The following is a 26,773-nucleotide window of genomic DNA, read 5'->3' as shown; positions in this document are numbered from 1 at the left end:
ATTTTGCGGCGTAATATAATTGCGGGATCAATTTGAGTTTTTTATTAACATGTTTGTAACCTTTCGCACTTTCTGTTTCCTTCTTCAGGAAAACGGTTAACGGTGAGAGTGTGCAGATAAATTTGTATTGGGGCATGCGTGTGACCCTTTCTAACGGGGTCACTCTCGGAGTCTTCATGCGATGAGCAAGGAGTCATGATGTTAGATATAGTCGAACTGTCGCGCTTACAGTTTGCCTTGACCGCGATGTACCACTTCCTTTTTGTGCCACTGACGCTCGGTATGGCGTTCTTGCTGGCCATTATGGAAACGGTCTACGTCCTTTCCGGCAAACAGATTTATAAAGATATGACTAAGTTCTGGGGCAAGTTGTTTGGTATCAACTTCGCTCTGGGTGTGGCAACCGGGCTGACCATGGAGTTCCAGTTCGGGACAAACTGGTCTTACTATTCCCACTACGTTGGGGATATCTTCGGTGCGCCGCTGGCGATCGAAGGTCTGATGGCCTTCTTCCTCGAATCCACCTTTGTAGGTCTGTTCTTCTTCGGCTGGGATCGTCTGGGCAAAGTTCAGCACATGGCGGTCACCTGGCTGGTCGCTTTAGGTTCTAACCTGTCAGCGTTGTGGATCCTGGTCGCCAACGGCTGGATGCAGAACCCTATCGCATCGGATTTCAACTTCGAAACCATGCGTATGGAGATGGTGAGCTTCTCTGAACTGGTCCTTAACCCGGTCGCTCAGGTGAAATTTGTGCACACCGTGGCGTCTGGCTATGTGACTGGTGCGATGTTCGTGCTCGGTATCAGCGCGTACTACCTGCTGAAAGGCCGCGACATTGCTTTTGCAAAACGCTCTTTCGCTATTGCTGCCAGTTTCGGTATGGCTGCCGTGCTGTCTGTTATTGTTCTGGGTGATGAATCCGGTTACGAAATGGGCGACGTGCAGAAAACCAAACTCGCGGCAATTGAAGCAGAGTGGGAGACTCAGCCTGCTCCGGCTGCCTTTACTCTGTTCGGTATTCCGGACCAGGAGTCGCAAGAAAACAAACTGGCGATTCAGATCCCTTACGCACTGGGCATTATTGCCACGCGTTCTGTTGATACGCCGGTTATCGGTCTGAAAGACCTGATGGTGCAGCATGAAGCGCGTATCCGTAGCGGGATGAAAGCGTATGAGCTGCTGGAGCAACTGCGTGCCGGTTCGACCGACCAGGCGGTTCGCGATCAGTTCAACAACATGAAGAAAGACCTCGGTTATGGTCTGCTGCTGAAACGCTATACCCCGAACGTCTCTGATGCGACTGAAGCTCAGATTCAGCAGGCGACGAAGGATTCGATTCCACGCGTTGCGCCGCTGTATTTCGCATTCCGTATCATGGTGGCATGTGGCTTCCTGCTGCTGGCGATCATTGCGCTCTCCTTCTGGAGCGTGATTCGTAACCGCATCGGTGAGAAAAAATGGCTGCTGCGCGCCGCGCTGTACGGTATTCCACTGCCGTGGATTGCTGTAGAAGCCGGCTGGTTTGTCGCCGAGTATGGCCGTCAGCCGTGGGCGATCGGTGAAGTGTTGCCAACCGCAGTGGCGAACTCGTCGCTGACCGTCGGTGACCTGCTGTTCTCCATGATCCTGATTTGTGGCCTGTATACCCTGTTCCTGGTGGCTGAACTGTTCCTGATGTTCAAGTTCGCACGCCTTGGCCCAAGCAGCCTGAAAACCGGTCGCTATCACTTTGAGCAGTCCACCGCGACTACTCAGCCGGCACGCTAAGACAGGAGTCGTCAAATGATCGATTATGAAGTACTACGTTTTATCTGGTGGCTGCTGGTTGGCATTCTGCTGATTGGTTTTGCGGTCACCGATGGCTTCGACATGGGGGTGGGCATGCTCACCCGTTTCCTCGGTCGTAACGACACCGAGCGTCGAATTATGATTAACTCCATCGCCCCGCACTGGGACGGAAACCAGGTGTGGCTTATCACCGCGGGCGGCGCGCTGTTTGCTGCCTGGCCGATGGTCTATGCCGCGGCGTTCTCCGGATTCTATGTGGCGATGATCCTCGTGCTGGCGTCCTTGTTCTTCCGTCCGGTCGGTTTTGATTACCGCTCCAAGATTGAAGACACTCGCTGGCGTAACATGTGGGACTGGGGCATCTTCGTGGGGAGTTTTGTGCCGCCGCTGGTGATCGGCGTGGCATTTGGCAACCTGTTGCAGGGCGTACCGTTCCATATCGATGAGTATCTGCGTCTTTACTACACCGGTAACTTCTTCCAACTGCTGAACCCGTTTGGGTTGCTGGCAGGCGTAGTGAGCGTAGGAATGATCATTACTCAGGGCGCGACCTATCTGCAGATGCGTACCGTGGGTGAACTGCACCTGCGTGCCCGTGCGACATCGCAGATTGCAGCGCTGGTCACTCTGGTCTGCTTCGCGCTGGCGGGTGTCTGGGTGATGTACGGTATCGACGGTTACGTGGTGACCTCTGCGGTTGATCATCATGCGGCATCTAACCCGCTGACCAAAGAAGTCGCGCGTGAAGCGGGTGCCTGGATGGTCAACTTTAACAATGCACCGATCCTGTGGCTGGTTCCTGCACTGGGTGTGGCGCTGCCGCTGCTGACCATTCTGACTTCCCGTATGGAGAAAGGGGCATGGGCATTCCTGTTCTCTTCTCTGACGCTGGCCTGCATCATTCTGACTGCCGGTATCGCGATGTTCCCGTTCGTGATGCCTTCAAGCACCATGATGAACGCGAGCCTGACCATGTGGGATGCGACCTCCAGTCAGTTGACGCTGAATGTGATGACCTGGGTTGCTGCGGTGTTTGTACCGATCATTCTCATCTACACCACCTGGTGTTACTGGAAAATGTTCGGCCGCATCACCAAAGAACATATTGAAAGCAACACCCACTCTCTGTACTAAGTAAGGAGCAAAACTATGTGGTATTTCGCCTGGATTCTGGGAACGCTTCTTGCCTGTGCATTTGGGATCATCACCGCGCTGGCCCTTGAGCACGTCGAGGCAAGCAAAGACGGTCAAGAAGAACACTGATGACCAGCCTTATCGCGATGCAATATAACGCGATGGACAAGCGCCCGTTACGGGCGCTTTCTTTGCTGATGGCGTTAGTGTTAGCAGGATGTATGTTTTGGGATCCCTCCCGCTTCGCGGCTAAAACCAGTGGGCTGGAGATCTGGCATGGTCTGCTGCTGATGTGGGCGGTCTGTGCGGGCATCATTCATGGCGTGGGTTTTCGTCCTCGTGCCACACACTGGCAGGGGATTTTCTCGCCTCTTATCGCCGATATCGTGCTTATTGTCGGTCTGATTTTCTTCTTCTTTTGAATAAGAAACATCCTTAATGATCTATGGGCTTGCATAAGCCCATAAATTTTTACTCTCCCTTAACCTCTTCCCATTCCCAAGCCTCAATCGCGCGCGTATAGTAGCAACGTTTAAAAGCACTAACTTGAGGTTGTGGCCTGCCATTGTGCTCAGCGCCATCCGTGAACAATGGCAGGCCACAACTTAATTGCATTACCGGGATGTAAAGTGAATACAACGCTGTTTCGATGGCCGGTACGTGTCTACTACGAAGACACCGACGCCGGTGGTGTGGTTTATCACGCCAGTTACGTCGCTTTTTATGAAAGAGCACGCACAGAGATGCTGCGTCATCATCACTTCAGCCAGCAGGTACTGTTGGCTGAGCGAGTTGCTTTCGTGGTGCGTAAAATGACGCTGGAATATTATGCGCCTGCGCGACTCGACGATATGCTCGAAATCCAAACAGAAATTACGTCAATGCGTGGGACCGCTTTGGTTTTCACGCAACGCATTGTCAACGCAGAGAACACCGTGCTCAATGAAGCTGAGGTTCTGATTGTTTGCGTTGACCCACTCAAAATGAAGCCTCGTGCGCTTCCCAAGTCTATTGTCGCGGAGTTTAAGCAGTGACTGACATGAATATCCTTGATTTGTTCCTGAAGGCAAGCCTTCTGGTTAAACTTATCATGTTGATTTTGATTGGTTTTTCAATCGCATCCTGGGCCATTATTATCCAGCGGACCCGTATTCTTAACGCTGCAGCGCGTGAAGCCGAAGCGTTTGAAGACAAATTCTGGTCCGGTATCGAATTGTCTCGTCTGTATCAGGAAAGCCAGGGACGCCGTGATAATCTGTCGGGTTCGGAACAAATCTTCTATAGCGGGTTCAAAGAGTTTGCGCGACTGCATCGGGCAAACAACCATGCGCCAGAAGCGGTGGTTGAAGGTGCATCTCGTGCGATGCGGATCTCAATGAACCGTGAACTTGAAACGCTGGAAACGCATATTCCGTTCCTCGGCACCGTGGGTTCCATCAGCCCGTATATCGGTCTGTTCGGTACCGTGTGGGGGATCATGCATGCGTTTATCGCTCTCGGGGCGGTAAAACAGGCGACATTGCAAATGGTTGCACCGGGTATCGCAGAAGCACTGATCGCGACCGCTATCGGTCTGTTCGCCGCAATCCCGGCGGTCATGGCTTACAACCGCCTGAATCAGCGTGTTAACAAGCTGGAACTGAATTACGACAACTTTATGGAAGAGTTCACCGCGATTCTGCACCGTCAGGCGTTTACCAGCACCGAGAGTAACAAGGGGTAAACCATGGCCAGATCGCGTGGACGAGGTCGTCGCGAACTCAAGTCCGAAATCAACATCGTACCGTTGCTCGACGTCCTGCTGGTGCTTCTGCTGATCTTCATGGCGACAGCGCCGATTATTACGCAGAGCGTGGAAGTTGATCTGCCGGATGCGACCGAGTCGCAGGCTGTGAGCAGTAACGACAATCCGCCGGTTATTATTGAAGTTTCCGGAGTGGGGCAGTACAGCGTGGTGGTTGAGAAAGATCGTATGGATCAACTGCCGCCGGAACAGGTGATCGCCGAAGCGAAAAGCCGCCTGGAGTCCAATCCGAAAACGGTCTTCTTGATCGGAGGCGCGAAAGACGTGCCTTACGATGAAATAATTAAAGCGCTGAACTTGTTGCACAGTGCGGGTGTGAAGTCGGTTGGCTTAATGACGCAGCCTATCTGATCATTTGCGTCTCTGGTTTGAAAGAGAGCGTGTAACAGGCGAACAGTTTTTGGGAACCGAGAGTGTCAAAGGCAACCGAACAAAACGACAAGCTCAAACGGGCGATAATTATTTCAGCGGTACTGCATGTCATTCTATTTGCAGTCCTGATCTGGAGTTCGTTCGATGAGCATATAGAGGCTTCAGCCGGCGGCGGCGGTGGTTCCTCCATCGATGCCGTGATGGTTGATCCTGGCGCCGTGGTTCAGCAGTACGAACGTCAGCAGCAGCAACAGTCAAGTGCGCAGCGTGCCAAAGAGCAACGTGAAAAACTGGAGCAGCAGCAGGCGGAAGAGCTTCGTGAGAAGCAGGCTGCCGAACAGGAACGGCTTAAGCAGATTGAGAAAGAACGTTTAGCGGCTCAGGAACAGCAGAAGCAGGCTGAAGCTGACGCGAAGAAAGCGCAGGAACAGCAGAAACAGGCAGAAGAAGCGGCGCAGAAAGCCGCAGCGGATGCCAAAGCGAAAGCTGACGCGCAGGTGAAAGAAGCTGCCGAAGCCGCCAAGAAAGCGGCGGCGGATGCACAGAAGAAAGCCGAAGCAGAAGCAGCAAAAGCCGCTGCTGATGCGAAGAAGAAAGCGGAAGCAGAAGCGGCTAAGGCTGCCGCTGACGCGAAGAAGAAAGCCGAGGCAGAGGCCGCTAAGCAGGCTCAGGCGGACGCTGCGAAGAAAGCAGCAGCAGCCGAAAAAGCCGCCGCTGAGAAAAAAGCGGCTGCGGAAAAGGCTGCCGCTGATAAAAAAGCTGCAGCCGAGAAAGCCGCTGCCGATAAGAAAGCAGCAGCAGAAAAAGCCGCAGCGGCCAAAAAGGCAGCGGCGGAAAAAGCGGCTGCGGCATCTGGCGTTGACGATCTGCTTGGCGATCTCAGCTCCGGTAAGAATGCGCCGAAAACCGGCGGTGGAGCAAAAGGGAACAACGCTTCTCCTGCGGGGAGTGGTAATACTAAAAATAATGGCGCATCAGGCGCAGATATCAGCAACTATGCCGGGCAGATTAAATCAGCCATTGAGAGCAAGTTCTACGACGCATCGTCTTATGCAGGTAAAACCTGTACGCTGCGGATAAAACTGGCTTCTGACGGTATGCTGCTCGATATCCAGTCTGAAGGTGGCGATCCCGCGCTTTGTCAGGCAGCGCTTGCTGCAGCCCGACAAGCGAAGATTCCAAAACCACCGAGCCAGGCGGTATATGAAGTGTTTAAAAACGCACCTCTGGACTTTAAACCGTAAGCTAAACTTTCCCCGTCATGGCGGGGAAAACAATCTGCGGTAGTCGCTGGGTTCTGGTAGTTTTGTGTATTTGAGTTTGTTAACATTCTGCTAAATTATCGTGGGCTGATCGCCTGGATAAGGGAGATATGATGAAGCAGGCATTACGAGTAGCATTTGGTTTTCTAATGCTGTGGGCAGCGGTGCTGCACGCAGAAGTTCGTATCGAGATAACCCAGGGGGTGGACTCGGCGCGCCCGATTGGCGTTGTGCCATTCCAGTGGGCAGGGCCGGGTGCTGCACCTGAAGATATTGGTGGTATCGTTGGCGCAGACCTGCGCAACAGCGGTAAATTCAATCCGTTAGACCGGTCTCGTTTGCCACAGCAACCAGGGACTGCGCAGGAAGTACAACCTGCTGCCTGGTCTGCACTGGGGATTGATGCGGTTGTGGTCGGTCAGGTGACGCCGAACCCGGACGGTTCCTACAATGTCGCGTATCAACTGGTTGATACCGGTGGCGCACCAGGTACGGTATTGGCTCAGAACTCCTACAAAGTGAACAAGCAGTGGCTGCGTTATGCCGGCCATACTGCCAGTGACGAAGTGTTTGAGAAACTGACCGGCATTAAAGGCGCATTCCGTACCCGTATCGCGTATGTTGTCCAGACTAACGGCGGCCAGTTCCCGTATGAACTGCGCGTGTCTGACTATGATGGCTACAACCAGTTTGTGGTTCACCGTTCACCGCAGCCGTTGATGTCTCCGGCCTGGTCTCCGGACGGTTCAAAACTGGCGTATGTCACCTTCGAAAGTGGCCGTTCTGCGCTGGTTATCCAGACGCTGTCTAACGGGGCGGTGCGTCAGGTTGCATCATTCCCGCGTCACAACGGTGCGCCGGCGTTTTCTCCGGATGGCAGCAAACTGGCATTTGCCCTGTCTAAAACCGGGAGCCTGAACCTGTATGTGATGGATATCGGCTCTGGTCAGATCCGTCAGGTGACGGATGGTCGCAGCAACAATACGGAGCCGACCTGGTTCCCGGACAGCCAGAACCTGGCCTTTACGTCGGATCAGGCGGGTCGTCCGCAAGTGTATAAAGTTAATGTTAACGGCGGTGCTCCGCAGCGTATTACCTGGGAAGGTTCACAAAACCAGGATGCTGATGTCAGCAGCGACGGCAAATTTATGGTAATGGTAAGCTCAAATAGTGGGCAACAACACATTGCCAAACAAGATCTGGTAGCGGGTGGCGTACAAGTTCTGTCGTCAACGTTCCTGGACGAAACGCCAAGTCTGGCACCTAACGGCACTATGGTAATCTACAGCTCTTCTCAGGGGATGGGATCCGTGCTGAATTTGGTTTCTACAGATGGGCGTTTCAAAGCGCGTCTTCCGGCAACTGATGGACAGGTTAAATTCCCTGCCTGGTCGCCGTATCTGTGATAATAAATAATTGATTAATAAAGGAATCATTGAAATGCAACTGAACAAAGTGCTGAAAGGGCTGATGATTGCTCTGCCTGTTATGGCTATTGCGGCATGTTCTTCTAACAAGAACGCCAGCAATGACGGCAGCGAAGGCATGCTGGGTGCCGGCACTGGTATGGATGCAAACGGCAGCGGCAACATGTCCTCCGAAGAGCAAGCGCGTCTGCAGATGCAACAACTGCAGCAGAACAACATCGTTTACTTCGATCTGGACAAGTACGATATCCGTTCTGACTTCGCTGCAATGCTGGATGCACACGCTAACTTCCTGCGTAGCAACCCGTCTTACAAAGTCACCGTAGAAGGTCACGCGGACGAACGTGGTACTCCTGAGTACAACATCTCCCTGGGTGAACGTCGTGCGAACGCTGTTAAGATGTACCTGCAGGGTAAAGGCGTTTCTGCTGACCAGATCTCCATCGTTTCTTACGGTAAAGAAAAACCTGCAGTACTGGGTCACGACGAAGCGGCTTACTCCAAAAACCGTCGTGCCGTACTGGTTTACTAAGAGAATTGCATGAGCAGTAACTTCAGACATCATCTGTTGAGTCTGTCGTTACTGGTTGGCATAGCGGCCCCCTGGGCCGCTTTTGCTCAGGCGCCAATCAGTAGTGTCGGCTCAGGCTCGGTCGAAGACCGTGTCACTCAACTCGAGCGTATTTCTAACGCTCACAGCCAGCTTTTAACCCAACTCCAGCAGCAACTCTCTGATAATCAGGCCGATATCGACTCCCTGCGTGGTCAAATTCAGGAAAGTCAGTATCAACTGAATCAGGTCGTTGAGCGTCAGAAGCAGATCCTGCTGCAGATGGACAGTTTGAGCAGCGGTGGCGCTGCCGCGCAGCCTGCAAGCGGCGATCAGAGCGGAGCAGCCGCGGGGGCAGCGACACCTGCGCCTGATGCGGGTGCTGCGACGTCGGGAGCGCCTGTACAAAGCGGTGACGCGAATACCGATTACAATGCAGCAATTGCCCTGGTACAGGACAAATCCCGCCAGGATGATGCGATTGTGGCATTCCAGAACTTCATCAAAAAGTACCCTGATTCGACCTATCAGCCGAATGCCAACTATTGGCTCGGTCAGTTGAATTACAACAAGGGTAAAAAAGATGATGCCGCGTTTTATTTTGCTTCGGTGGTGAAGAACTACCCGAAGTCACCTAAGGCTGCAGACGCGATGTATAAAGTCGGCGTGATCATGCAGGACAAAGGTGACAGTGCGAAAGCAAAAGCGGTATATCAGCAGGTTATCAGCAAATACCCAGGCACCGAAGGCGCGAAACAAGCGCAGAAACGTCTTGGTGCGATGTAATGCACAGCATGCGACCAGAAATCGAATTATTTCTGGTCGTGTCGTGCGATTCCTAAGCAGTTGAGTGATCTGCATCGAAATTTTTGTTGCGCTCAATTCTGAAATCAGTAATATATGCCGCCGTTGCCACGGGATATCAAACATCCTGAAAACAACGCAAAAGTGGGTCGTTAGCTCAGTTGGTAGAGCAGTTGACTTTTAATCAATTGGTCGCAGGTTCGAATCCTGCACGACCCACCAATCGTTACGGTGGAAAGCGATAGTTAAACGTGAAGGATAACGTTGCGTCAGCAACGGCCCGTAGGGCGAGGCGAAGCCGAGTCATCCTGCATGACCATCACTAGTAAAGTTAGTCAGTAGTATCCAGCGTTGTATCGGGTGATTAGCTCAGCTGGGAGAGCACCTCCCTTACAAGGAGGGGGTCGGCGGTTCGATCCCGTCATCACCCACCACTCGGGTCGTTAGCTCAGTTGGTAGAGCAGTTGACTTTTAATCAATTGGTCGCAGGTTCGAATCCTGCACGACCCACCAATTTAACATCGTACTCAGATGTTGAACGTGAAGGATAACGTTGCGTCAGCAACGGCCCGAAGGGCGAGGCGAAGCCGAGTCATCCTGCACGACCCACCAATTTAATATTAAATATCGAATTGGTGCCGAGTAAAAATCTTTCAGGTAACACCCGAATGGGGCGTTAGCTCAGTTGGTAGAGCAGTTGACTTTTAATCAATTGGTCGCAGGTTCGAATCCTGCACGCCCCACCAATATCAAAGTGGGTTCCTGAAAAGAATAAAGCAGTAAACCCCATATGGGTCGTTAGCTCAGTTGGTAGAGCAGTTGACTTTTAATCAATTGGTCGCAGGTTCGAATCCTGCACGACCCACCAGTGTAAAAAGGCGCCCTAAAGGCGCCTTTTTGCTATGCGCAGAATTTGATGATTCGAACCTGCAGCAGGTTCGGTGTTGAGCGTAGCGAAACAACGGAGCCGCTGGCGGCGACGGCCCCGAAGGGCGAGCGAAGCGAGTCATCCTGCACGACCCACCAGTGTAAAAGAGGGCGCTGGCGGCGCCTTTTTGCTATGCGCAGAATTTAATGATTCGAACCTGTGTCATGCCTGATGGCGCTTCGCTTATCAGGCCTACAATGATTGATCTGGTCAATGGCTACGCCCTTGCAGGCCGGATAAGACGTCAGTCGCCATCCGGCGTTAGCAAGCGCAATTGTTGTGACTTTTGCCGCTCAATCCGCTATCTTGTTTAGCATATAAAACAAATATGACCGAACATGGCATGCATCGCGCCTTAAGTCGGTTGTTTCGTTAAGCCAGTAAAACGAGAAAGCATGATGAGCGTGATGTTTGACCCTGAAGCCGCAATCTATCCGTTTCCCCCGAAGCCGGTACCGCTGAGCGCCGATGAAAAGGCGTTCTACCGCGAAAAGATCAAGCGCCTGCTGAAGGAGCGTGATGCAGTGATGGTTGCGCACTATTACACCGACCCTGAAATCCAGCAACTGGCTGAAGAGACCGGCGGTTGTATCTCTGATTCACTGGAGATGGCCCGCTTTGGCGCGAATCATCCCGCCTCCACGCTGCTTGTCGCAGGGGTTCGCTTTATGGGCGAGACGGCCAAAATCCTCAGCCCGGAAAAAACCATTTTAATGCCAACCCTTGAGGCGGAATGCTCGTTAGATCTCGGCTGTCCGATTGACGCGTTCAGCGCGTTCTGCGATGCCCATCCGGATCGCACTGTCGTGGTCTACGCGAATACCTCCGCGGCGGTTAAGGCCCGCGCCGACTGGGTGGTGACGTCCAGCATTGCGGTTGAACTGATTGAGCATCTGGATAGTTTGGGTGAAAAAATCATCTGGGCACCGGATCGCCATCTCGGGAAATATGTCCAGAAGCAGACGGGGGCGGATGTCCTCTGCTGGCAGGGAGCATGCATCGTCCATGATGAGTTCAAAACGCAGGCGCTGAGCCGCATGAAAGGGCTATACCCGGATGCCGCGATCCTGGTTCATCCGGAATCACCACAGTCGATAGTGGACATGGCCGATGCCGTCGGTTCGACCAGTCAGCTCATTAATGCAGCTAAAACCCTGCCGCATCAGCAACTTATTGTCGCCACCGATCGGGGTATTTTCTACAAAATGCAGCAGGCGGTACCGGGCAAAGAGTTGCTGGAAGCCCCCACTGCCGGTGAAGGGGCCACCTGCCGCAGCTGTGCGCACTGTCCGTGGATGGCGATGAACGGCCTCAGAGCGATCGCTGAAGGCCTGGAGCAGGGTGGGAAGACCCATGAGATACACGTTGATGAGGCGCTGCGAGAAGGCGCACTCGTGCCGTTAAACCGCATGCTGAAATTTGCGGCTACACTACGTGCGTAGATAATCAAACGCTCTGGGGGAAAAGATGGACTTTTTTAGCACGCAGAACATTCTGGTACATATTCCAATCGGCGCAGGGGGGTACGATCTGTCATGGATCGAAGCGGTGGGCACCATCGCCGGTTTGCTGTGTATTGGCCTTGCCAGCATGGAGAAGATCAGCAACTACGCTTTCGGCCTGATTAACGTCACGCTGTTTGCGATCATCTTTTTTCAGATCCAACTCTACGCCAGCCTACTGCTGCAACTTTTCTTCTTCGCTGCCAACATTTACGGCTGGTACGCCTGGTCGCGGCAGACCACGCAGAACGAGGCGGAACTCAAAATTCGCTGGCTGCCCCTGCCTAAGGCGCTGGGCTGGCTGGCGGTTTGCGTGGTGGCGATCGGTTTGATGACGGTTTATATCGACCCGGTTTTTGCCTTTTTGACCCGCATTGCGGTGACGCTCATGCAGATGCTGGGCTTGCAGGTCGCCGTCCCGGAATTGCAGCCAGATGCCTTCCCGTTCTGGGATTCCTGTATGATGGTGCTATCGATTGTGGCGATGATCCTGATGACTCGCAAATACGTCGAGAACTGGCTGTTGTGGGTGGTTATCAATGTGATTAGCGTCGTGATCTTTGCCCTGCAGGGGGTTTATGCGATGTCGCTGGAGTACTTGATCCTGACCTTCATTGCGCTCAACGGCAGCAGGATGTGGATTAACAGCGCACGCGAACGAGGCTCGCACGCGCTGTCCCATTAGTGGTGATGATGTGAATGACCGGATGCCTTCTGATTCAGATCGCAGTCCGGTCCGTGACAGGGCTGATATTCCATCTGAATGGTGGCGTGTTCAATCTGGTAATGATGAATCAGAAAGTGCTGGATGCGTTCCAGTAGCCCGTCATGATCGTGCGGCGGAATCACCTGTACATGCAGGGTCATGACCGGTTTTTCACCCACCATCCACACGTGCACGTGATGGACATTACGCACTTCGGGAAGCTCCCGGCTGAGGTGGCGTTGCAGGGCAGCGATATCCAGCGAAACCGGGGCACCTTCCAGTAACTCATTCACGCTATCTTTCAATAAGCGCCACGCGCTCCGCAGAACCAGCAGCGAGACCAGTATTGACAGAATCGGGTCAGCGGGCGTCCAGCCGGTCCAGATAATAATTACCGCCGCGATGATAGCCCCGACCGACCCCAGTAAATCGCCCATCACATGCAGTGCCGCAGCGCGTACGTTGAGGTTCTTTTCTTCGCTGCCACGATGCAGGATCCAGAAGGCAAAGATGTTTGCCAGCAAGCCAGCGACGGCGATGATCATCATCATACCGCCTGCCACCGGACGCGGCGTGTAGAAGCGCTCAATCGCCTCCCAGACGATTAAAATCGTAATGACCACCAGCGCAATCGCGTTGACGAAGGCGGCCAGCGTTGTCAGCCTCAGCCAGCCGAAGGTGTGGCGGATAGTTGGTGGTCGGCGGGCAAACTGGACGGCCAGTAGTGCAAACAACAGCGCGGCGGCATCGGTCAGCATATGTCCGGCATCGGCGAGTAGCGCCAGCGATCCGGATAAAATTCCTCCCACTACCTCCAGCAACATAAAGCCCGCCGTGATGCAAAATGCGAGCAGCAGTCGGCGGGCGTTGCCATCCTCGGGCAGGTGCGGGGCAGAATGAGAGTGTGAGTGCGCCATAATGTCATCCCTTGGTTATTCTTATCTTAACTGTATGACATCATACCGTTTCTGGACGAATAAAATAAAAAGGAGAGCCAGGGCTCTCCCGAAAGTGTTGACCAACCTCATGCCGATACCGGACAAGCAGAGATCGCCTAATTAAAAAACGGAAAAATCAATTTATTGATTTTCGGCTGATAACCATAAAGAAGGAAAAAACCACGCTTTTTCCTTCTTTGTCTGCAATCAGAGGAGAGCCAGCGCTCTCCCATTATTAGTCCGGTTTTCAGTTTTACTGGGTGGTACCATCGGTTTTGCTATCAACATCGTTGTTCATACCATCACCGGTTTCCACTTTTTTGTTCATGTCCGGGCAGCGCCCGTCCTTACACATTGTGTTTTTGTGTACTTCATCCTGGGTCATTCCCTCCTGATTCATGGATGAGCCATTTGGATGCAGCATCGTGCCGCCAGAGTTGATGTTGTCGTTATCGACATTATTCGGGGCGACGTTTTCTTTTGCATCCGGGGCAACCTGGCCGGCGTCGGCGGCGGCGTTCGCCTGGCCATTATTGCTCTGGGTGTTGGATTCGGCGGCCAGTGCAGCGCTGCTGGCGAGGCTGAGCGTGGCGGTCAAAAAAAGTGAAGCCAATTTTGTCATTTTCATAAGATGCTCCTGTTTTGGTTGAGATGTCGGATAACGTCTTCCAACAGTGCATATGCCAGTCAAAGGGTCAGGCAATGGTTGAAGATCCCAGATGAGCACAATAGCTCAGTAGAGAATCTTGAAAAAATTCACAAACAGAGTGGTTGTAGTTAAAAATTGTAGGTTAGATCTCGTTTCCCGCTACTTTCTGGCGTTTTTCAGCTAAATTCCAGGATTAATCCGTCCGAAGTGTAAAAGCCCGTTTACACTTTTAGACTGAGGATATAGATTGGAGGGATTGCATTCATTTAGATAAGTATGGCAACGCTGGAATAATCATGAATTATCAGAACGACGATTTACGTATTAAAGAGATCAACGAGTTATTACCCCCTGTCGCACTGCTGGAAAAATTCCCCGCTACAGAAAATGCCGCCAACACGGTTGCCCATGCGCGTAAAGCCATTCACAAAATTTTGAAAGGGAATGACGATCGCCTGCTGGTGGTGATTGGGCCGTGCTCAATTCATGATCCCGTCGCGGCGAAAGAGTACGCGGGTCGCCTGCTGGCGCTGCGCGAAGCACTGAAAGGCGAGCTGGAAATCGTCATGCGTGTCTACTTTGAGAAACCGCGTACGACCGTTGGCTGGAAAGGGCTGATTAACGATCCACACATGGATAACAGCTTCCAGATTAATGACGGTCTGCGTATTGCGCGTAAGCTGCTGCTGGATATCAATGACAGCGGCCTGCCGACGGCTGGTGAATTCCTCGATATGATTACCCCGCAATATCTGGCGGACATGATGAGCTGGGGCGCGATTGGCGCGCGTACCACAGAATCTCAGGTTCACCGTGAGCTGGCGTCGGGTCTCTCCTGTCCGGTTGGCTTCAAGAACGGTACCGATGGCACCATCAAAGTGGCGATTGATGCCATTAACGCTGCCGGTGCGCCACACTGCTTCCTCTCGGTCACCAAATGGGGTCACTCCGCCATTGTGAACACCAGCGGTAACGGCGACTGCCATATCATTCTGCGCGGCGGCAAAGAGCCGAACTACAGCGCTGCACACGTAGCGGTGGTGAAAGAAGGTCTGGCGAAAGCGGGTCTGCCTGCGCAAATCATGATTGATTTCAGCCATGCCAACTCCTGTAAGCAGTTTAAAAAGCAGATGGAAGTCGGGGCCGATGTGTGTCAGCAAATCGCCAACGGTGAGACAGCCATTATGGGCGTGATGATTGAAAGCCATTTGGTTGAAGGTAATCAGAATCCGGACAGTGGTGAACCGCTGGTGTACGGGAAAAGCATTACCGATGCCTGTATTAACTGGGAAGATACCGACACTATCCTGCGCCAACTCGCGGATGCGGTAAAAGCGCGTCGCGGATAAAACGTCCTAAACCTGAAAAGCCGACTCCAGGAGTCGGCTTTTTTGTCTCTTCGTCGTCTAACAATCTATCGAGATATAATTTCTTATATAGCGTGTGGCAAGTGCGCTATAATTCGGCCTTCATTCGCCAACTCCCGTTACCCGCTATGTCTCTTCTTTCTCAGACACCCATTGATGATGCCATTAATGCGCAATATCGCAGGATCATCCGCACGCGTGTGCTGTTGGTGCTGATGAGCGTACTGGCGATTGTCGGCTCGCTGTTGCTGGATTTCACGCTTGGCCCGTCAGGTTTGCCAATCGGCGAGCTCTGGCAAACGCTGATTCATCCAATGAGCGCCAGCGGCGGCACCCGGGTTATCGTCTGGGAAATCCGCCTGCCTTACACCCTCATGGCGCTATTGGTGGGCATGGCACTGGGGCTGGCCGGGGCTGAGATGCAGACCATCCTCAATAATCCGCTGGCGAGTCCGTTCACGTTGGGCGTCTCTTCGGCAGCGGCATTTGGCGCGGCGCTGGCGATTGTGCTGGGGATCGGCATTCCTGGTATTCCTGACGCGTGGTTCATTCCAGCAAATGCCTTCATTTTTGCGTTGCTCTCTGCACTGTTGCTCGACGGCATAACCCGCTGGACCCGCGTGGCGACCTCTGGCGTGGTGCTGTTTGGTATTGCACTGGTGTTTACCTTTAATGCGCTGGTGTCGATGATGCAGTTTGTGGCCGATGAGGATACGTTACAGGGGCTGGTGTTCTGGACAATGGGCAGTCTGGCACGGGCGTCGTGGGAAAAGCTGGCCGTACTGGCGTTGGCGTTTATCTGCGTCGGCGCGTGGTCAATGCGCAGCGCCTGGCAACTGACCGCGCTGCGACTGGGGGAGGATCGGGCGATGAGTTTTGGCATCGACGTACGCCGCTTACGTCTGTCGTCGCTGTTGCGCATCAGCCTGCTGTCCGCACTCTCAGTGGCCTTCGTCGGCCCGATTGGCTTCATCGGCCTGGTGGCACCGCACATCTCACGTCTGCTGTTTGGTGAAGATCACCGCTTCTATCTGCCTGGCAGCATCCTGACGGGCGGGCTGGTGCTCTCTCTGGCCTCTGTCGCCTCGAAGAACATCCTTCCCGGTATCATCATTCCGGTGGGCATTGTCACCTCGCTGGTGGGCGTCCCGTTCTTTCTGAGCATTATTTTGCGCCACCGGGGGAGCATGTCATGAGTGGCTTGATCCTGCGGGGCGTCACTGCGGGCTACCCAAAACGACCGGTGATTGACGATCTTCATGTCGACGAACTGCCGCGCGGTAAAATTACCGCGCTGCTGGGGCCGAACGGCTGCGGGAAGTCCACCTTGTTACGCGCGCTGGCCGGATTGAGTAAAGCGCAGGGTGAGATGATGCTTGGGGGAAAAAACCTGTCGGCGCTGTCGCTGGCTGAGCGGGCCGCCAACGTCGTGTTTTTGCCCCAGTCACTGCCGCAAGGGGTACATTTGCATGTTCTGGAGTCGATCCATGTCGCGCAGCGGGCGCTGGGTAAACGCGATGATGAACAGGTGCTGGCGATTCTCGAACAACTGGGGATTGCCCATCTGGCATTGCACTATCTTGATCAGCTTTCGGGAGGGCAACGGCAGCTTGTGGGGCTGGCGCAATCGCTGATCCGCCGTCCAGAGCTGTTGTTGCTCGATGAACCTTTGAGCGCGTTGGATCTGAACTACCAGTTTCATGTGATGGATCTCGTTCGCCGTGAAACCCGGCTACGTAATATGGTCACGGTGGTGGTAGTACATGACATCAATATTGCGCTACGCCATTGTGAACATGTGCTGATGCTGAAAGCCGGAAAGCGGGTCGCCAGCGGCGAGCCGGAAAAGGTCATCACCACGGAAAGTCTGGCGGAAGTGTATAACGTACAGGCTCGCGTGGAGCGCTGCTCGCAGGGCAGGGCGCAGGTGGTGCTGGATGGGGTGACTGGAGTTTAAGAAAAATGACCCGGTCAGCATTCGCCACCGGGCCATTCAGATTACTTCGCTTTACCCTGGTTGGCGACGGCAGCGGCTTTTGCGGCGATCTCGTCAGCATTACCCAGATAGTAGCGCTTGAGCGGCTTGAAGTTTTCGTCGAATTCATACACCAGCGGTACGCCGGTTGGGATGTTCAATTCGAGGATTTCTTCTTCGCTCAGGTTATCGAGGTATTTTACCAGCGCGCGCAGGGAGTTACCGTGCGCCGCGATGATTACGCGCTCGCCGCTCTTCATGCGTGGCAGAATGGTGTCATTCCAGTAAGGGATAACGCGATCGATAGTGAGTGCCAGGCTTTCGGTCAGCGGCAGCTCTTTTTCGGTCAGTTTGGCATAACGCGGATCGTGGCCCGGATAGCGCTCGTCATCTTTGGTCAGTTCCGGCGGGGTCACCGCGAAACCACGACGCCACTGTTTAACCTGCTCGTCACCGTACTTTTCAGCGGTTTCCGCTTTATTCAGACCCTGCAACGCACCGTAGTGACGTTCGTTCAGCTTCCAGGATTTCTCCACCGGCAACCAGGCCTGATCCAGTTCATCCAGTACGTTCCACAGCGTGTGGATGGCACGTTTCAGCACGGAGGTATAAGCAAAATCGAAGCTATAGCCTTCAGCTTTCAGCAGTTTGCCTGCCGCTTTCGCTTCGCCCACGCCTTTCTCGGACAGGTCAACGTCGTACCAACCGGTGAAGCGGTTTTCATTGTTCCACTGGCTTTCGCCGTGGCGTACCAGAACCAGCTTAGTTACAGCCATACTCTCACTCCTCAAGCTTTATCGAATGATAATAATTCTCATTATATTGCCGTAACAGGTCAGCGGCAATGCTTACGCATAACCATAGCGAAAATAGTGCAGCAGTGTAAGGTTCTTGTGAACTCTGAGTTGCGATTTTGTCTTTGAGTGGTGGGGATTTGAGCAAAACAGATTCTGTAGGCCCGATAAGCTTGCGCCATCGGGCATGTTACATGTTACGTCAAACAGGAATAAAGCGATATTCCGTCAGGCTGGTGTACTCTTCGCCGGGGCGCAGAACGCAGTCTGGCTGTGGCCATTCCGGATGGTTCGGGCTGTCCGGCAGGAATTCACTCTCCAGCGCCAGACCCTGATAATCGCCGTAGGCGTTCGGTCCGCGTGAAGAGGTGCCGCCGAGAAAGTTACCGGAGTAAAATTGCAGCGCCGGGGCCGAAGTGTAGACTTCCATCTGCAACTTCCCGTCCTCAGAAGAGAGCAGGGCAACCGGCTTTTTACTGTCGCCTTGTGCCTGCAACAGGAAGGCGTGATCGTAACCCTTCACTTTGCGCTGGTCGTCATCGGCAAGAAACTCACTGGCGATAACTTTCGCGGTGCGGAAATCAAATGAGGTTCCGGCGACCGGTTTCAGACCATCGCGTGGGATCCCGCCTTCATCAACCGGCAGATACTCATCCGCCAGAAGCTGCAACTTGTGGTTGCGCACGTCGGTCTGATCGCCGTCGAGGTTGAAGTAGACGTGGTTGGTCAGATTCACCGGACACGGCTTGTCCACCGTCGCGCGATAGGTAATGGAAATGCGGTTGTCATCGGTCAGACGATACTGCACCGTGGCGCAAAGGTTGCCCGGAAACCCCTGATCGCCATCGTCTGAGCTTATGGCAAACAGAACCTGACGCTCGTTATGGTTAACGATTTGCCAGCGGCGTTTATCAAATCCGTCCGGCCCACCGTGCAACTGGTTAACGCCCTGGCTTGGTTGCAGGGTCACCGTTTCCCCGTTGAGGACGTAGCGACTGTCGGCGATACGGTTGGCGTAACGACCAATTGAGGCACCCAGAAACGCCGCTTGCTCCTGATAATGCTCCGGACTGGCACAGCCCAGCAGCGCCTCACGCACACAGCCGTCGGAAAGGGGAATGCGGGCCGAGAGTAATGTAGCACCCCAGTCCATCAGCGTGACCACCATCCCTGCGCTATTGCGCAGGGTTAACAGGCGGTACGGCTGACCATCGGGTGCCAGTGCAGGTGTTTCATTCAGCACTGTCCTGCTCCTTGTGATGGTTTGCACACATAGAAAGTTTCTTTGATACCGGTTTTGGCTTCGTACTGTTCGGCGACGGCCTGCTGGACCGCTGGGACCAGCGCTTCCGGCATCAGTGCGACGATGCAGCCGCCAAACCCGCCGCCGGTCATGCGCACGCCGCCTTTGTCGCCAATCGTGGCTTTGACGATGTCAACCAGCGTATCAATCTGCGGCACGGTGATTTCGAAATCATCACGCATTGATGCGTGCGATTCCGCCATCAGTTGCCCCATGCGGTGCAGATCGCCTTTTTCCAGCGCGCTGGCAGCTTCTACCGTCCGCGCATTCTCAGTTAACACGTGACGGACGCGTTTGGCAACCAGTGGGTCCAGTTCATTCGCCACGGCGTTAAAAGCCTCGAGGCTGACATCGCGCAATGCCGGTTGCTGGAAGAAACGTGCGCCCGTTTCGCACTGTTGGCGGCGTGTGTTGTACTCGCTGCCGACCAGCGTGCGCTTAAAGTTGCTATTGATGATCACAATCGCCACGCCTTCTGGCATCGAGACCGCTTTGGTGCCCAGCGTCCGGCAGTCGATCAGCAGGGCATGATCTTTCTTACCCAGCGCGGAGATGAGCTGATCCATAATTCCGCAGTTACAACCGACAAACTGGTTTTCCGCTTCCTGACCGTTAAGCGCAATCTGTGCGCCGTCCAGCGGCAGATGATAGAGCTGCTGGAACACAGTACCGACCGCCACTTCCAGCGAGGCGGAAGAGCTCAGGCCCGCGCCCTGCGGAACATTACCGCTGATGACCAGGTCCGCGCCGCCAAAGCTGCTGTCACGTTTTAACAGGTGTTTCACCACGCCGCGCACATAGTTTGACCATTGCTGGCTGTCGTGAGTCACGATGGGGGCATCAAGGGAGAACTCGTCAGTCTGATTATCGTAATCGGCAGCAATGACGCGGATCAGGCGGTCGTTGCGGGCAGTGCAACTGATGACGGTTTGATAGTCAATGGCGCAGGGTAGCACAAAGCCGTCGTTATAATCGGTATGCTCACCGATAAGGTTGACGCGGCCTGGTGCCTGAATGGTGTGGGTCGCAGGGTAGCCGAAAATTTCTGCAAACAGAGATTGTGTTTTCTCTTTCAGACTCATTTTTATACTCCGGATTCGCGAAAATGGATGTCGCTGACCGCGCGCAGACGTTCTGCCGCTTGTTCCGCTGTGAGATCGCGCTGGGTCTCTGCCAGCATTTCGTAACCGACCATAAATTTACGGACGGTCGCGGAGCGCAGTAACGGCGGATAAAAGTGCGCGTGCAATTGCCAGTGGTCATTCTCTTCACCGTTAAACGGCGCGCCGTGCCAGCCCATCGAATACGGGAAAGAGCACTGGAAGAGATTGTCATAACGACTGGTCAGTTTTTTCAACGCCAGCGCCAGGTCTGCGCGCTGTTCGTCGGTCAAATCGGTGATGCGTAGTACATGCGCTTTCGGCAGCAATAGCGTTTCGAACGGCCAGGCCGCCCAGTAAGGCACCACCGCCAGCCAGTGATCGGTTTCCACAACCGTACGGCTGCCGTCAGCCAGTTCGCGCTGTACGTAGTCGACCAGCATCGGTGACCCCTGCTCAGCTAACCAGGCTTTTTGCAGACGATCTTCGCGTTCGGCTTCGTTTGGCAGGAAACTGTTGGCCCAAATCTGTCCGTGGGGGTGGGGATTAGAGCACCCCATCGCCGCACCTTTGTTTTCAAAAACCTGCACCCAGGGATAGTGTTTCCCGAGATCTGCGGTTTGCTCTTGCCAGGTTTTCACAATTTCTGTCAGGGCGGGAACGCTAAGCTCCGGCAGGGTTTTGCTGTGATCCGGCGAAAAGCAAATAACGCGACTGGTGCCGCGTGCGCTCTGGCAGCGCATCAGCGGATCGTGACTGTCCGGCGCGTCAGGCGTGTCGGTCATCAGCGCCGCGAAGTCGTTGGTGAAGACGAACGTCCCGCGGTAATCCGGGTTCTTATCGCCAGTGACGCGGGTATTGCCTGCACACAGGAAGCAGTCCGGATCGTGTGCCGGCAGCGCGTCGTTTGAGGGCGTTTCTTGCGCCCCCTGCCAGGGGCGTTTAGCACGATGCGGCGAGACCAGAATCCACTGTCCGGTGAGGAGATTAAAGCGGCGATGCGGATGATCGACGGGGTTGAATTGACTCATGATGGTTTCTTAATCCTCGTATCCCTGCGGATGACGCGACTGCCAGTGCCAGGTATCCTGTGCCATCTCATCAAGCGTGCGCGTCACGCGCCAGTCCAGTTCGCGGTCGGCTTTGCTGGCATCCGCCCAATAGGCAGGCAGATCGCCATCACGGCGCGGAGCAAAGTGATAGTTAACCGGTTTACCGCAGGCTTTGCTGAAGGCGTTGACCACGTCAAGCACGCTGCTGCCGACCCCCGCGCCGAGGTTGTATATATGGACGCCCTGTTTGTCCGCCAGTTTTTCCATCGCGGCAACGTGACCGTCAGCGAGATCCATCACGTGGATGTAATCGCGTACGCCAGTGCCGTCTTCGGTCGGGTAGTCGTTGCCAAAAATGGCCAGGGAGTCGCGACGGCCCACCGCCACCTGCGCGATGTACGGCATCAGGTTATTCGGGATACCCTGCGGGTCTTCGCCCATGTCACCTGATGGATGTGCGCCAACCGGGTTGAAATAGCGCAGCAGCGCGATGCTCCATTCCGGCTGCGCTTTTTGCAGATCGGTGAGGATCTGCTCGACCATCAATTTGCTTTTGCCATAAGGGCTTTGCGGCGTACCGGTCGGGAAGCTTTCGACGTAAGGGATTTTCGGCTGGTCGCCGTAGACGGTTGCCGACGAGCTGAAAATGACGTTTTTGACACCGGCGGCGCGCATGGCGCTAATCAGTCGCAGCGTTCCGTTGACGTTGTTGTCATAGTATTCCAACGGCTTTGCGACAGATTCGCCGACGGCCTTCAGCCCGGCAAAATGGATGACGGTGTCAATCGCGTGATCGTGCAGGATTTCGGTTATCAGCGCTTCGTTGCGGATATCGCCTTCGATAAACGTCGGATGTTTGCCGCTCAGACGTTCAATAACAGGCAGTACGCTGCGCTTACTGTTACAGAGGTTATCAAGGATGATGACGTCATGACCGTTTTTCAGTAACTGCACACAAGTATGACTTCCTATGTAACCGCTACCACCGGTGACCAGAACTCTCATAATTCGCTCCGTTAAGCTTATGGTATGGAATTACCATAGCATAACAAAGATGCGAAAAGTGTGACATGGAATAAAATAGTGGAATCGTTTACACTCGCGAATTCTCTCGCTGAGCCATCAATTATTCGATTATAAATCATAAGCTTTAAGAATGATTGCGCCTTTTATCCGAAAAAAAAGGGCGCTTTCGCGCCCACGGATGAAAACTAACGCAACGGCGTTTGCTGATAGGTATAGGTCTCGCCCTCTGGCACAAATTCCAGACGGTGGGTAATGCAGGCCGGTGCATCTTCAGCGTGATGGGAAACAAACAGTAGCTGCGTGTCGCCCTCGCTAATCAATACGTCGACAAAACGACGGATGAGCTGGCGGTTCAGCGGGTCCAGCCCCTGTAAAGGTTCGTCCAGAATCAGCAGGGTCGGGTGCTTAACCAGCGCCCGGGCGATCAGTGCCAGTCGCTGTTGTCCCCAGGAGAGGCTATGAAACGGCGCGTCGGCGGTACGTTTATCGAGTCCCAGAATATCCAGCCACTGTTGCGCGAGTTTCTGCTGACGGTCTGACACGGCCTGATAGATCCCAATAGAGTCGAAATATCCTGACAAAATCACATTGCGCACCGTGGTGCTCACCCGGTAGTCGAGATGCAGGCTACTACTGACATAGCCAATGTGTTTTTTGATATCCCAGATGGTTTCACCGCTGCCACGACGACGGCCAAACAGCGTCAAATCGTTACTGTATCCCTGTGGGTGGTCACCGGTTATCAGGCTGAGCAACGTGGATTTTCCGGCGCCGTTGGGGCCGACAATCTGCCAGTGCTCACCGGGATCTACCTGCCAGCTCAGGCGATCGAGAATAGGACGATCGTTGTACGACACGACGCCATTCTTGAGGATGATCCGCGGCGTCTCGGCAGACAGGGCGGGGTGGGCAGCAGGCTCGTCTGCTTCAGGCAGCGCCACCCCTTCCAGTCGCTCGCTATGGGCAAGTTGGGCGATCAGCGCCTGCTGGAGTAAGTCCGTTTTCGATCCGATTTCCGTTAAGGTGCAGTCAACCAGCACGCCGGCATACTGAACGAACGCCGGAATTTCATCAAAGCGGTTCAGCACCAGCACCAGCGTGATGCCGGACTGGTGCAGCGTTTCAAGCAGTGCTGCTAACTGCTGGCGGGAGGCGACATCCAGGCCGTCAAATGGCTCATCGAGAATCAACAAATCAGGCTCAGACATTAGCGCCTGACAGAGTAATGTTTTGCGCGTTTCGCCGGTAGAGAGGTATTTAAAGCGGCGATCGAGCAGATGAGTGATACCAAACTGCCGCGCCAGCGTCGCACAGCGGTCCGGGTCTTTCACCTCGTCCTGAACGATCTCAGCCGTGGTGCGTCCGGTATCCTCTTCGCCGGGGCTGAGCATATCGGTGTTATTGCGTTGCCATTCATCGCTGACCAGTTTCTGCAGTTGCTCAAATGAAAGACGGGTCATTCGCAAGAATGCGCACTGGCGTTCGCCTTTGAGCTGCGGTAACTCGCCGGCCAGCGCGCGCGCCAGCGCCGATTTCCCGCTTCCGTTCGAGCCGACAAACGCCCAACTCTCACCCGCGTTTAATGTCACGGAATCCAGGCGAAGCGTTTTTGTATCGCTAAGACGAAACGTGCCTTGCGAAATATGCAACGATGACATTTTGTATCCCATTTTTTGCAGCAATGAATGACAGGGATACGTGTTCCGGGAAGGAATGTCAATGTGATTAGCGCGACTGCGGGTAAAAAAACGGCGCTTTAAAATCGATGTAGGTATCTGTGCCATGTGGCGGTTACGGCGACAGAACTATCGCTATTTTGTGAACCACTGCAAAAAAGGGCGACGCGTTATCCAGTATTTTTTCGCAGCCAGTAGAGATGTCATGGCGATTAATGATGGAGTATTTTGTGGATATTTTTATCTCGAAAAAAATGCGTAATTTCATCCTGTTGGCGCAAACCAATAATATCGCCAGAGCGGCTGAAAAAATACACATGACGGCATCGCCGTTTGGCAAAAGTATTTCGGCGCTGGAAGATCAGATTGGCTATACGCTGTTTACCCGCAAGGATAACAGCATAAGTCTGAACAAGGCCGGGCAGGAGTTGTATCAGAAACTGTTTCCGATTTATCAGTCCTTGTCGGCGATCGATAATGAAATTCATCACTCTGTGCGCGGTTCGCGCAATATTGTGATTGGCGTAGACAACACCTATCCGACGATTATTTTCGACCAGTTGATTAGCCTGGGCGACAAGTACGACGGCGTGACCGTTAAGTCTATTGAGTTCAGCGAAAACGAAGTCATTGATAACCTGTTTGGCCGTCAACTCGATTTTATCATTTCGCCGCAGTATGTTTCGGCCCGCGTGCAGGAACTGGATAATCTGACCATCAGTGAGTTGAAGCCGCTGCGTCTGGGGTTCCTCGTTTCCCGTCGCTACGAGGGTAAACAGCCGCAGGATCTGCTACGTGAACTGCCCTGGCTGCAAATGCGTTTTCAGAATCGGGCCAATTTTGAGGCAATACTGGAAGCACATATGCGGCCATGCGGCATTAACCCGACGATTATCTACCGCCCTTACAGCTTTATGGCGAAGATCAGCGCGGTGGAGCGCGGGCAGTTTCTGACCGTGATCCCATACTTTGCGTGGCGTCTGGTGAACCCGGCGACACTGAAGTATTTCGATGCGCCCGGCCGTCCGATGTATATGCAGGAATACCTGTACTCGTTGAAAAACCACCGCTATACCGCCACGATGCTTCAGCAAATTGCGGAAGATCGTGGCACAGAGGTGAATTAGCCGAGCATCGAACCGTATTCAATCAGATTGCGGTGCAGATCGAACACGTGGCTGAGATCGTGGTGAATGTGCCCGCCTGGCGCACTATCGAGATAGCGGTGCAGATAGTCCTGGTAAAGTGGATGGGCACAGTTGTCGATGATCGTGTGCGCCCGTTGCAACGGTGAGAGCCCGCGAAGATCGGCGATCCCCTGTTCGGTGACGATCACCTTCACGCTGTGCTCGCTATGGTCAACGTGGCTGCACATCGGGACGATGGTGGAAATCTTGCCGCCTTTGGCGATGGACGGTGCCATAAAGATAGACAGATAGGCGTTGCGTTCAAAATCACCGCTGCCGCCAATGCCGTTCATCAGATTCACTCCGGCCACGTGTGTCGAGTTGGCGTGACCGTAGATATCAAATTCCAGCCCCACGTTCAGGGCTATCACCCCAAGACGGCGGATAATCTCCGGATTATTGGAGATCTCCTGCGGGCGGAGCACAATACGGCTGGCGAAGAAGTCCATATTGTCGTAAATCTTCAGCAAGGAATCGGCGGATACCGTCAGGCTGGAGGCGCTGGCTCCGGTGATTTTTCCCGTTTCCAGCAGATGGACGACCGACTCCTGCAACACCTCTGAATACATCATAAAGGGCGGAATGTCCGGATTCTCCCCAAGCCGCGCCATCACGGCATTATTGATATTGCCAACCCCACTTTGCAGCGGCAGAAACTCGGGTGGAATGCGCCCGCGCGCCATCTCTTCCAGCAGAAAAGTCACGACGTTATCGGCGATTTGCTGGCAGACAGGGTTGGCGCTATCCAGTACGTTTCCGCTGTCGGGCAGTTCAGCGTCAACCACCGCCACAATCTTGTCAGGATCGATTTGCACATACCGGGTGCCAACGCGATCCATCGCATGATAAATGGGCACACTGTTGCGACGCGGCGGCGCGCCGGGAATGACAATATCAGCCAGTTCAGCGACGCGTGGGTTGTGGTAGTGATTCAGCTCAATGATGACTTTTTTTGCCCGCAGCAGCCAGGTGGGGGCATTGCCGATCCCGCTGGTAAGCCAGACCCGTCCGTCAGGCGTAATGGCTGACGCTTCAATCACCGCGACGTCAATATCACCAAAGAAGCCATAGTTAACCATCTGTGCCACTTCGCTCAGATGTAAGTCTACAAAGCGTACCTGACCCTGATTGATTTTTTGCCGTAGGCTGCCTGACGTCTGATACGGCGCGCGCCATGAGATGGCGTCAGCCTCGGACAGTACATCATCGGCGGCAGCACTAATAGACGCCCCCGTCAGCAGCCTAATCTGAAACGGTTTTTGCGCCTGATGGAGTTCGCTGGCGCGGCGGGCGATAGCCGCAGGGAGTGCTTTGGGAGAACCCGCGGGGGTAAAGCCGCTGAAGGCAACCATCGCATTATGTTCAATAATCTGCGCCGCGTCGTCGGCGCTCATCCGTGCCCAGGGGTCTTTCATATTGTGTCCCTTCC

26 protein-coding genes, 5 tRNA genes and 1 other RNA gene are annotated in these 26,773 nt (G+C 54.0%); 23 read left to right on the top strand and 9 right to left on the bottom strand.

Going from position 1 to position 26,773, the window contains the following annotated elements; all coding sequences use genetic code 11:
* Positions 1–198: 198 nt before the first annotated feature.
* The 19 genes from cydA (at position 199) to pnuC (ending at position 12,256) form a co-directional block, all read left to right on the top strand.
* The gene (gene cydA, locus GBC03_21965) at positions 199–1,767 is read left to right on the top strand and encodes a cytochrome ubiquinol oxidase subunit I (protein ID QFS74100.1); all 1,569 of its coding nucleotides are present in this window, start codon (positions 199–201) and stop codon (positions 1,765–1,767) included.
* Positions 1,768–1,782: 15 nt separating this feature from the next.
* Complete coding sequence (locus GBC03_21960) at positions 1,783–2,922, top strand: cytochrome d ubiquinol oxidase subunit II (GenBank protein QFS72678.1); 1,140 nt, start codon at positions 1,783–1,785, stop codon at positions 2,920–2,922.
* Positions 2,923–2,937: 15 nt separating this feature from the next.
* Positions 2,938–3,051 (top strand): cytochrome bd-I oxidase subunit CydX, encoded by a 114-nt coding sequence (gene cydX / locus GBC03_21955; protein ID QFS72677.1) that lies wholly within the window; start codon positions 2,938–2,940, stop codon positions 3,049–3,051.
* Positions 3,051–3,344, top strand: a complete 294-nt coding sequence (gene ybgE / locus GBC03_21950; GenBank protein QFS72676.1) for a cyd operon protein YbgE — start codon at positions 3,051–3,053, stop codon at positions 3,342–3,344. The genes cydX and ybgE overlap by 1 nt, the downstream gene beginning before the upstream one ends.
* A gap of 207 nt (positions 3,345–3,551) precedes the next feature.
* Positions 3,552–3,956 carry a tol-pal system-associated acyl-CoA thioesterase gene (gene ybgC, locus GBC03_21945; protein ID QFS72675.1) on the top strand — a complete coding sequence of 135 codons (405 nt, stop codon included), beginning with the start codon at positions 3,552–3,554 and terminating at the stop codon, positions 3,954–3,956.
* Positions 3,953–4,645 carry a Tol-Pal system protein TolQ gene (gene tolQ, locus GBC03_21940; GenBank protein QFS72674.1) on the top strand — a complete coding sequence of 231 codons (693 nt, stop codon included), beginning with the start codon at positions 3,953–3,955 and terminating at the stop codon, positions 4,643–4,645. Before ybgC ends, tolQ begins: the two co-directional genes overlap by 4 nt.
* Before the next feature lie 3 nt (positions 4,646–4,648).
* Entirely contained in the window at positions 4,649–5,077 is a 429-nt protein-coding gene (gene tolR, locus GBC03_21935) for a colicin uptake protein TolR (GenBank protein QFS72673.1), read from the top strand.
* 62 nt (positions 5,078–5,139) lie between these two features.
* Entirely contained in the window at positions 5,140–6,342 is a 1,203-nt protein-coding gene (tolA, locus tag GBC03_21930) for a cell envelope integrity protein TolA (protein ID QFS72672.1), read from the top strand.
* A 131-nt stretch (positions 6,343–6,473) separates the two neighbouring features.
* Positions 6,474–7,766, top strand: a complete 1,293-nt coding sequence (gene tolB, locus GBC03_21925; protein QFS74099.1) for a Tol-Pal system protein TolB — start codon at positions 6,474–6,476, stop codon at positions 7,764–7,766.
* Positions 7,767–7,800: 34 nt separating this feature from the next.
* A complete protein-coding gene (pal, locus tag GBC03_21920) occupies positions 7,801–8,319 on the top strand; it encodes a peptidoglycan-associated lipoprotein Pal (protein ID QFS72671.1) in 519 nt (172 codons plus the stop codon).
* Positions 8,320–8,328: 9 nt separating this feature from the next.
* On the top strand, positions 8,329–9,123 hold the full coding sequence (gene cpoB, locus GBC03_21915) for a cell division protein CpoB (GenBank protein ID QFS72670.1): 795 nt from the start codon (positions 8,329–8,331) through the stop codon (positions 9,121–9,123).
* 164 nt (positions 9,124–9,287) lie between these two features.
* Positions 9,288–9,363, top strand: a tRNA-Lys gene (locus GBC03_21910).
* Between the two features lie 136 nt (positions 9,364–9,499).
* Positions 9,500–9,575 (top strand) — tRNA-Val (locus tag GBC03_21905).
* Between the two features lie 3 nt (positions 9,576–9,578).
* Positions 9,579–9,654 (top strand) — tRNA-Lys (locus GBC03_21900).
* Positions 9,655–9,811: 157 nt separating this feature from the next.
* Positions 9,812–9,887 (top strand) — tRNA-Lys (locus GBC03_21895).
* Between the two features lie 46 nt (positions 9,888–9,933).
* A tRNA-Lys gene (locus GBC03_21890) sits at positions 9,934–10,009 on the top strand.
* A 22-nt stretch (positions 10,010–10,031) separates the two neighbouring features.
* A non-coding RNA gene (locus tag GBC03_21885) (RtT sRNA) lies at positions 10,032–10,167 on the top strand.
* Positions 10,168–10,467: 300 nt separating this feature from the next.
* A complete protein-coding gene (gene nadA / locus GBC03_21880; protein ID QFS74098.1) occupies positions 10,468–11,511 on the top strand; it encodes a quinolinate synthase NadA in 1,044 nt (347 codons plus the stop codon).
* Between the two features lie 25 nt (positions 11,512–11,536).
* A complete protein-coding gene (pnuC, locus tag GBC03_21875; protein ID QFS72669.1) occupies positions 11,537–12,256 on the top strand; it encodes a nicotinamide riboside transporter PnuC in 720 nt (239 codons plus the stop codon).
* On the opposite strand, the gene zitB is transcribed toward pnuC, so the two are convergent.
* The gene (gene zitB / locus GBC03_21870; protein QFS72668.1) at positions 12,253–13,194 is read right to left on the bottom strand and encodes a CDF family zinc transporter ZitB; all 942 of its coding nucleotides are present in this window, start codon (positions 13,192–13,194) and stop codon (positions 12,253–12,255) included. The genes pnuC and zitB overlap by 4 nt on opposite strands.
* Positions 13,195–13,468: 274 nt before the next feature.
* The gene (locus tag GBC03_21865; protein QFS72667.1) at positions 13,469–13,843 is read right to left on the bottom strand and encodes a hypothetical protein; all 375 of its coding nucleotides are present in this window, start codon (positions 13,841–13,843) and stop codon (positions 13,469–13,471) included.
* A gap of 317 nt (positions 13,844–14,160) precedes the next feature.
* Here GBC03_21865 and aroG point away from each other — a divergent pair, with 317 nt between their 5' ends.
* The 3 genes from aroG (at position 14,161) to GBC03_21850 (ending at position 17,188) form a co-directional block, all read left to right on the top strand.
* A complete protein-coding gene (gene aroG, locus GBC03_21860) occupies positions 14,161–15,213 on the top strand; it encodes a 3-deoxy-7-phosphoheptulonate synthase AroG (protein QFS72666.1) in 1,053 nt (350 codons plus the stop codon).
* Between the two features lie 146 nt (positions 15,214–15,359).
* Positions 15,360–16,427 carry an iron chelate uptake ABC transporter family permease subunit gene (locus GBC03_21855; protein QFS72665.1) on the top strand — a complete coding sequence of 356 codons (1,068 nt, stop codon included), beginning with the start codon at positions 15,360–15,362 and terminating at the stop codon, positions 16,425–16,427.
* Positions 16,424–17,188: an ATP-binding cassette domain-containing protein gene (locus tag GBC03_21850; GenBank protein ID QFS72664.1), complete on the top strand. Its 765-nt coding sequence runs from the start codon at positions 16,424–16,426 to the stop codon at positions 17,186–17,188. The genes GBC03_21855 and GBC03_21850 overlap by 4 nt, the downstream gene beginning before the upstream one ends.
* A 41-nt stretch (positions 17,189–17,229) precedes the next feature.
* On the opposite strand, the gene gpmA is transcribed toward GBC03_21850, so the two are convergent.
* From gpmA to modF, 6 genes are all read right to left on the bottom strand, one after another.
* Positions 17,230–17,982: a 2,3-diphosphoglycerate-dependent phosphoglycerate mutase gene (gene gpmA, locus GBC03_21845; protein ID QFS72663.1), complete on the bottom strand. Its 753-nt coding sequence runs from the start codon at positions 17,980–17,982 to the stop codon at positions 17,230–17,232.
* Positions 17,983–18,202: 220 nt separating this feature from the next.
* The gene (gene galM / locus GBC03_21840) at positions 18,203–19,243 is read right to left on the bottom strand and encodes a galactose-1-epimerase (GenBank protein ID QFS72662.1); all 1,041 of its coding nucleotides are present in this window, start codon (positions 19,241–19,243) and stop codon (positions 18,203–18,205) included.
* On the bottom strand, positions 19,237–20,385 hold the full coding sequence (gene galK / locus GBC03_21835; protein ID QFS72661.1) for a galactokinase: 1,149 nt from the start codon (positions 20,383–20,385) through the stop codon (positions 19,237–19,239). Before galK ends, galM begins: the two co-directional genes overlap by 7 nt.
* 2 nt (positions 20,386–20,387) lie before the next feature.
* A complete protein-coding gene (galT, locus tag GBC03_21830) occupies positions 20,388–21,434 on the bottom strand; it encodes a galactose-1-phosphate uridylyltransferase (GenBank protein ID QFS72660.1) in 1,047 nt (348 codons plus the stop codon).
* Between the two features lie 9 nt (positions 21,435–21,443).
* Positions 21,444–22,460 carry a UDP-glucose 4-epimerase GalE gene (gene galE, locus GBC03_21825; GenBank protein QFS72659.1) on the bottom strand — a complete coding sequence of 339 codons (1,017 nt, stop codon included), beginning with the start codon at positions 22,458–22,460 and terminating at the stop codon, positions 21,444–21,446.
* Positions 22,461–22,666: 206 nt separating this feature from the next.
* Positions 22,667–24,139: a molybdate ABC transporter ATP-binding protein ModF gene (gene modF / locus GBC03_21820; GenBank protein QFS72658.1), complete on the bottom strand. Its 1,473-nt coding sequence runs from the start codon at positions 24,137–24,139 to the stop codon at positions 22,667–22,669.
* Positions 24,140–24,387: 248 nt separating this feature from the next.
* Between modF and GBC03_21815 the strand changes: the two genes are divergently transcribed.
* Complete coding sequence (locus GBC03_21815) at positions 24,388–25,284, top strand: LysR family transcriptional regulator (GenBank protein ID QFS72657.1); 897 nt, start codon at positions 24,388–24,390, stop codon at positions 25,282–25,284.
* Here the strand turns inward: GBC03_21815 and GBC03_21810 are convergent.
* Complete coding sequence (locus tag GBC03_21810) at positions 25,281–26,759, bottom strand: succinate CoA transferase (GenBank protein QFS72656.1); 1,479 nt, start codon at positions 26,757–26,759, stop codon at positions 25,281–25,283. The genes GBC03_21815 and GBC03_21810 overlap by 4 nt on opposite strands.
* Between the last annotated feature and the right edge of the window lie 14 nt (positions 26,760–26,773).

The organism is Citrobacter telavivensis (assembly GCA_009363175.1).
GTDB lineage: Bacteria > Pseudomonadota > Gammaproteobacteria > Enterobacterales > Enterobacteriaceae > Citrobacter_A > Citrobacter_A telavivensis.
Note: the sequence above shows the minus strand (reverse complement) of the source record. Positions and strands in the feature narration are given on the sequence as shown.

Coding starts and splice junctions, on each gene's coding strand:
- galK (QFS72661.1), bottom strand. CDS start 20,385: ATGAGTCTGAAAGAGAAAACACAATCTCTGTTTGCAGAAATTTTCGGC.
- ybgE (QFS72676.1), top strand. CDS start 3,051: ATGACCAGCCTTATCGCGATGCAATATAACGCGATGGACAAGCGCCCG.
- modF (QFS72658.1), bottom strand. CDS start 24,139: ATGTCATCGTTGCATATTTCGCAAGGCACGTTTCGTCTTAGCGATACA.
- pal (QFS72671.1), top strand. CDS start 7,801: ATGCAACTGAACAAAGTGCTGAAAGGGCTGATGATTGCTCTGCCTGTT.
- galE (QFS72659.1), bottom strand. CDS start 22,460: ATGAGAGTTCTGGTCACCGGTGGTAGCGGTTACATAGGAAGTCATACT.
- cpoB (QFS72670.1), top strand. CDS start 8,329: ATGAGCAGTAACTTCAGACATCATCTGTTGAGTCTGTCGTTACTGGTT.
- cydX (QFS72677.1), top strand. CDS start 2,938: ATGTGGTATTTCGCCTGGATTCTGGGAACGCTTCTTGCCTGTGCATTT.
- pnuC (QFS72669.1), top strand. CDS start 11,537: ATGGACTTTTTTAGCACGCAGAACATTCTGGTACATATTCCAATCGGC.
- cydA (QFS74100.1), top strand. CDS start 199: ATGTTAGATATAGTCGAACTGTCGCGCTTACAGTTTGCCTTGACCGCG.
- tolR (QFS72673.1), top strand. CDS start 4,649: ATGGCCAGATCGCGTGGACGAGGTCGTCGCGAACTCAAGTCCGAAATC.
- tolB (QFS74099.1), top strand. CDS start 6,474: ATGAAGCAGGCATTACGAGTAGCATTTGGTTTTCTAATGCTGTGGGCA.
- gpmA (QFS72663.1), bottom strand. CDS start 17,982: ATGGCTGTAACTAAGCTGGTTCTGGTACGCCACGGCGAAAGCCAGTGG.
- galT (QFS72660.1), bottom strand. CDS start 21,434: ATGAGTCAATTCAACCCCGTCGATCATCCGCATCGCCGCTTTAATCTC.
- GBC03_21855 (QFS72665.1), top strand. CDS start 15,360: ATGTCTCTTCTTTCTCAGACACCCATTGATGATGCCATTAATGCGCAA.
- nadA (QFS74098.1), top strand. CDS start 10,468: ATGAGCGTGATGTTTGACCCTGAAGCCGCAATCTATCCGTTTCCCCCG.
- GBC03_21850 (QFS72664.1), top strand. CDS start 16,424: ATGAGTGGCTTGATCCTGCGGGGCGTCACTGCGGGCTACCCAAAACGA.
- GBC03_21810 (QFS72656.1), bottom strand. CDS start 26,759: ATGAAAGACCCCTGGGCACGGATGAGCGCCGACGACGCGGCGCAGATT.
- aroG (QFS72666.1), top strand. CDS start 14,161: ATGAATTATCAGAACGACGATTTACGTATTAAAGAGATCAACGAGTTA.
- zitB (QFS72668.1), bottom strand. CDS start 13,194: ATGGCGCACTCACACTCTCATTCTGCCCCGCACCTGCCCGAGGATGGC.
- GBC03_21865 (QFS72667.1), bottom strand. CDS start 13,843: ATGAAAATGACAAAATTGGCTTCACTTTTTTTGACCGCCACGCTCAGC.
- GBC03_21960 (QFS72678.1), top strand. CDS start 1,783: ATGATCGATTATGAAGTACTACGTTTTATCTGGTGGCTGCTGGTTGGC.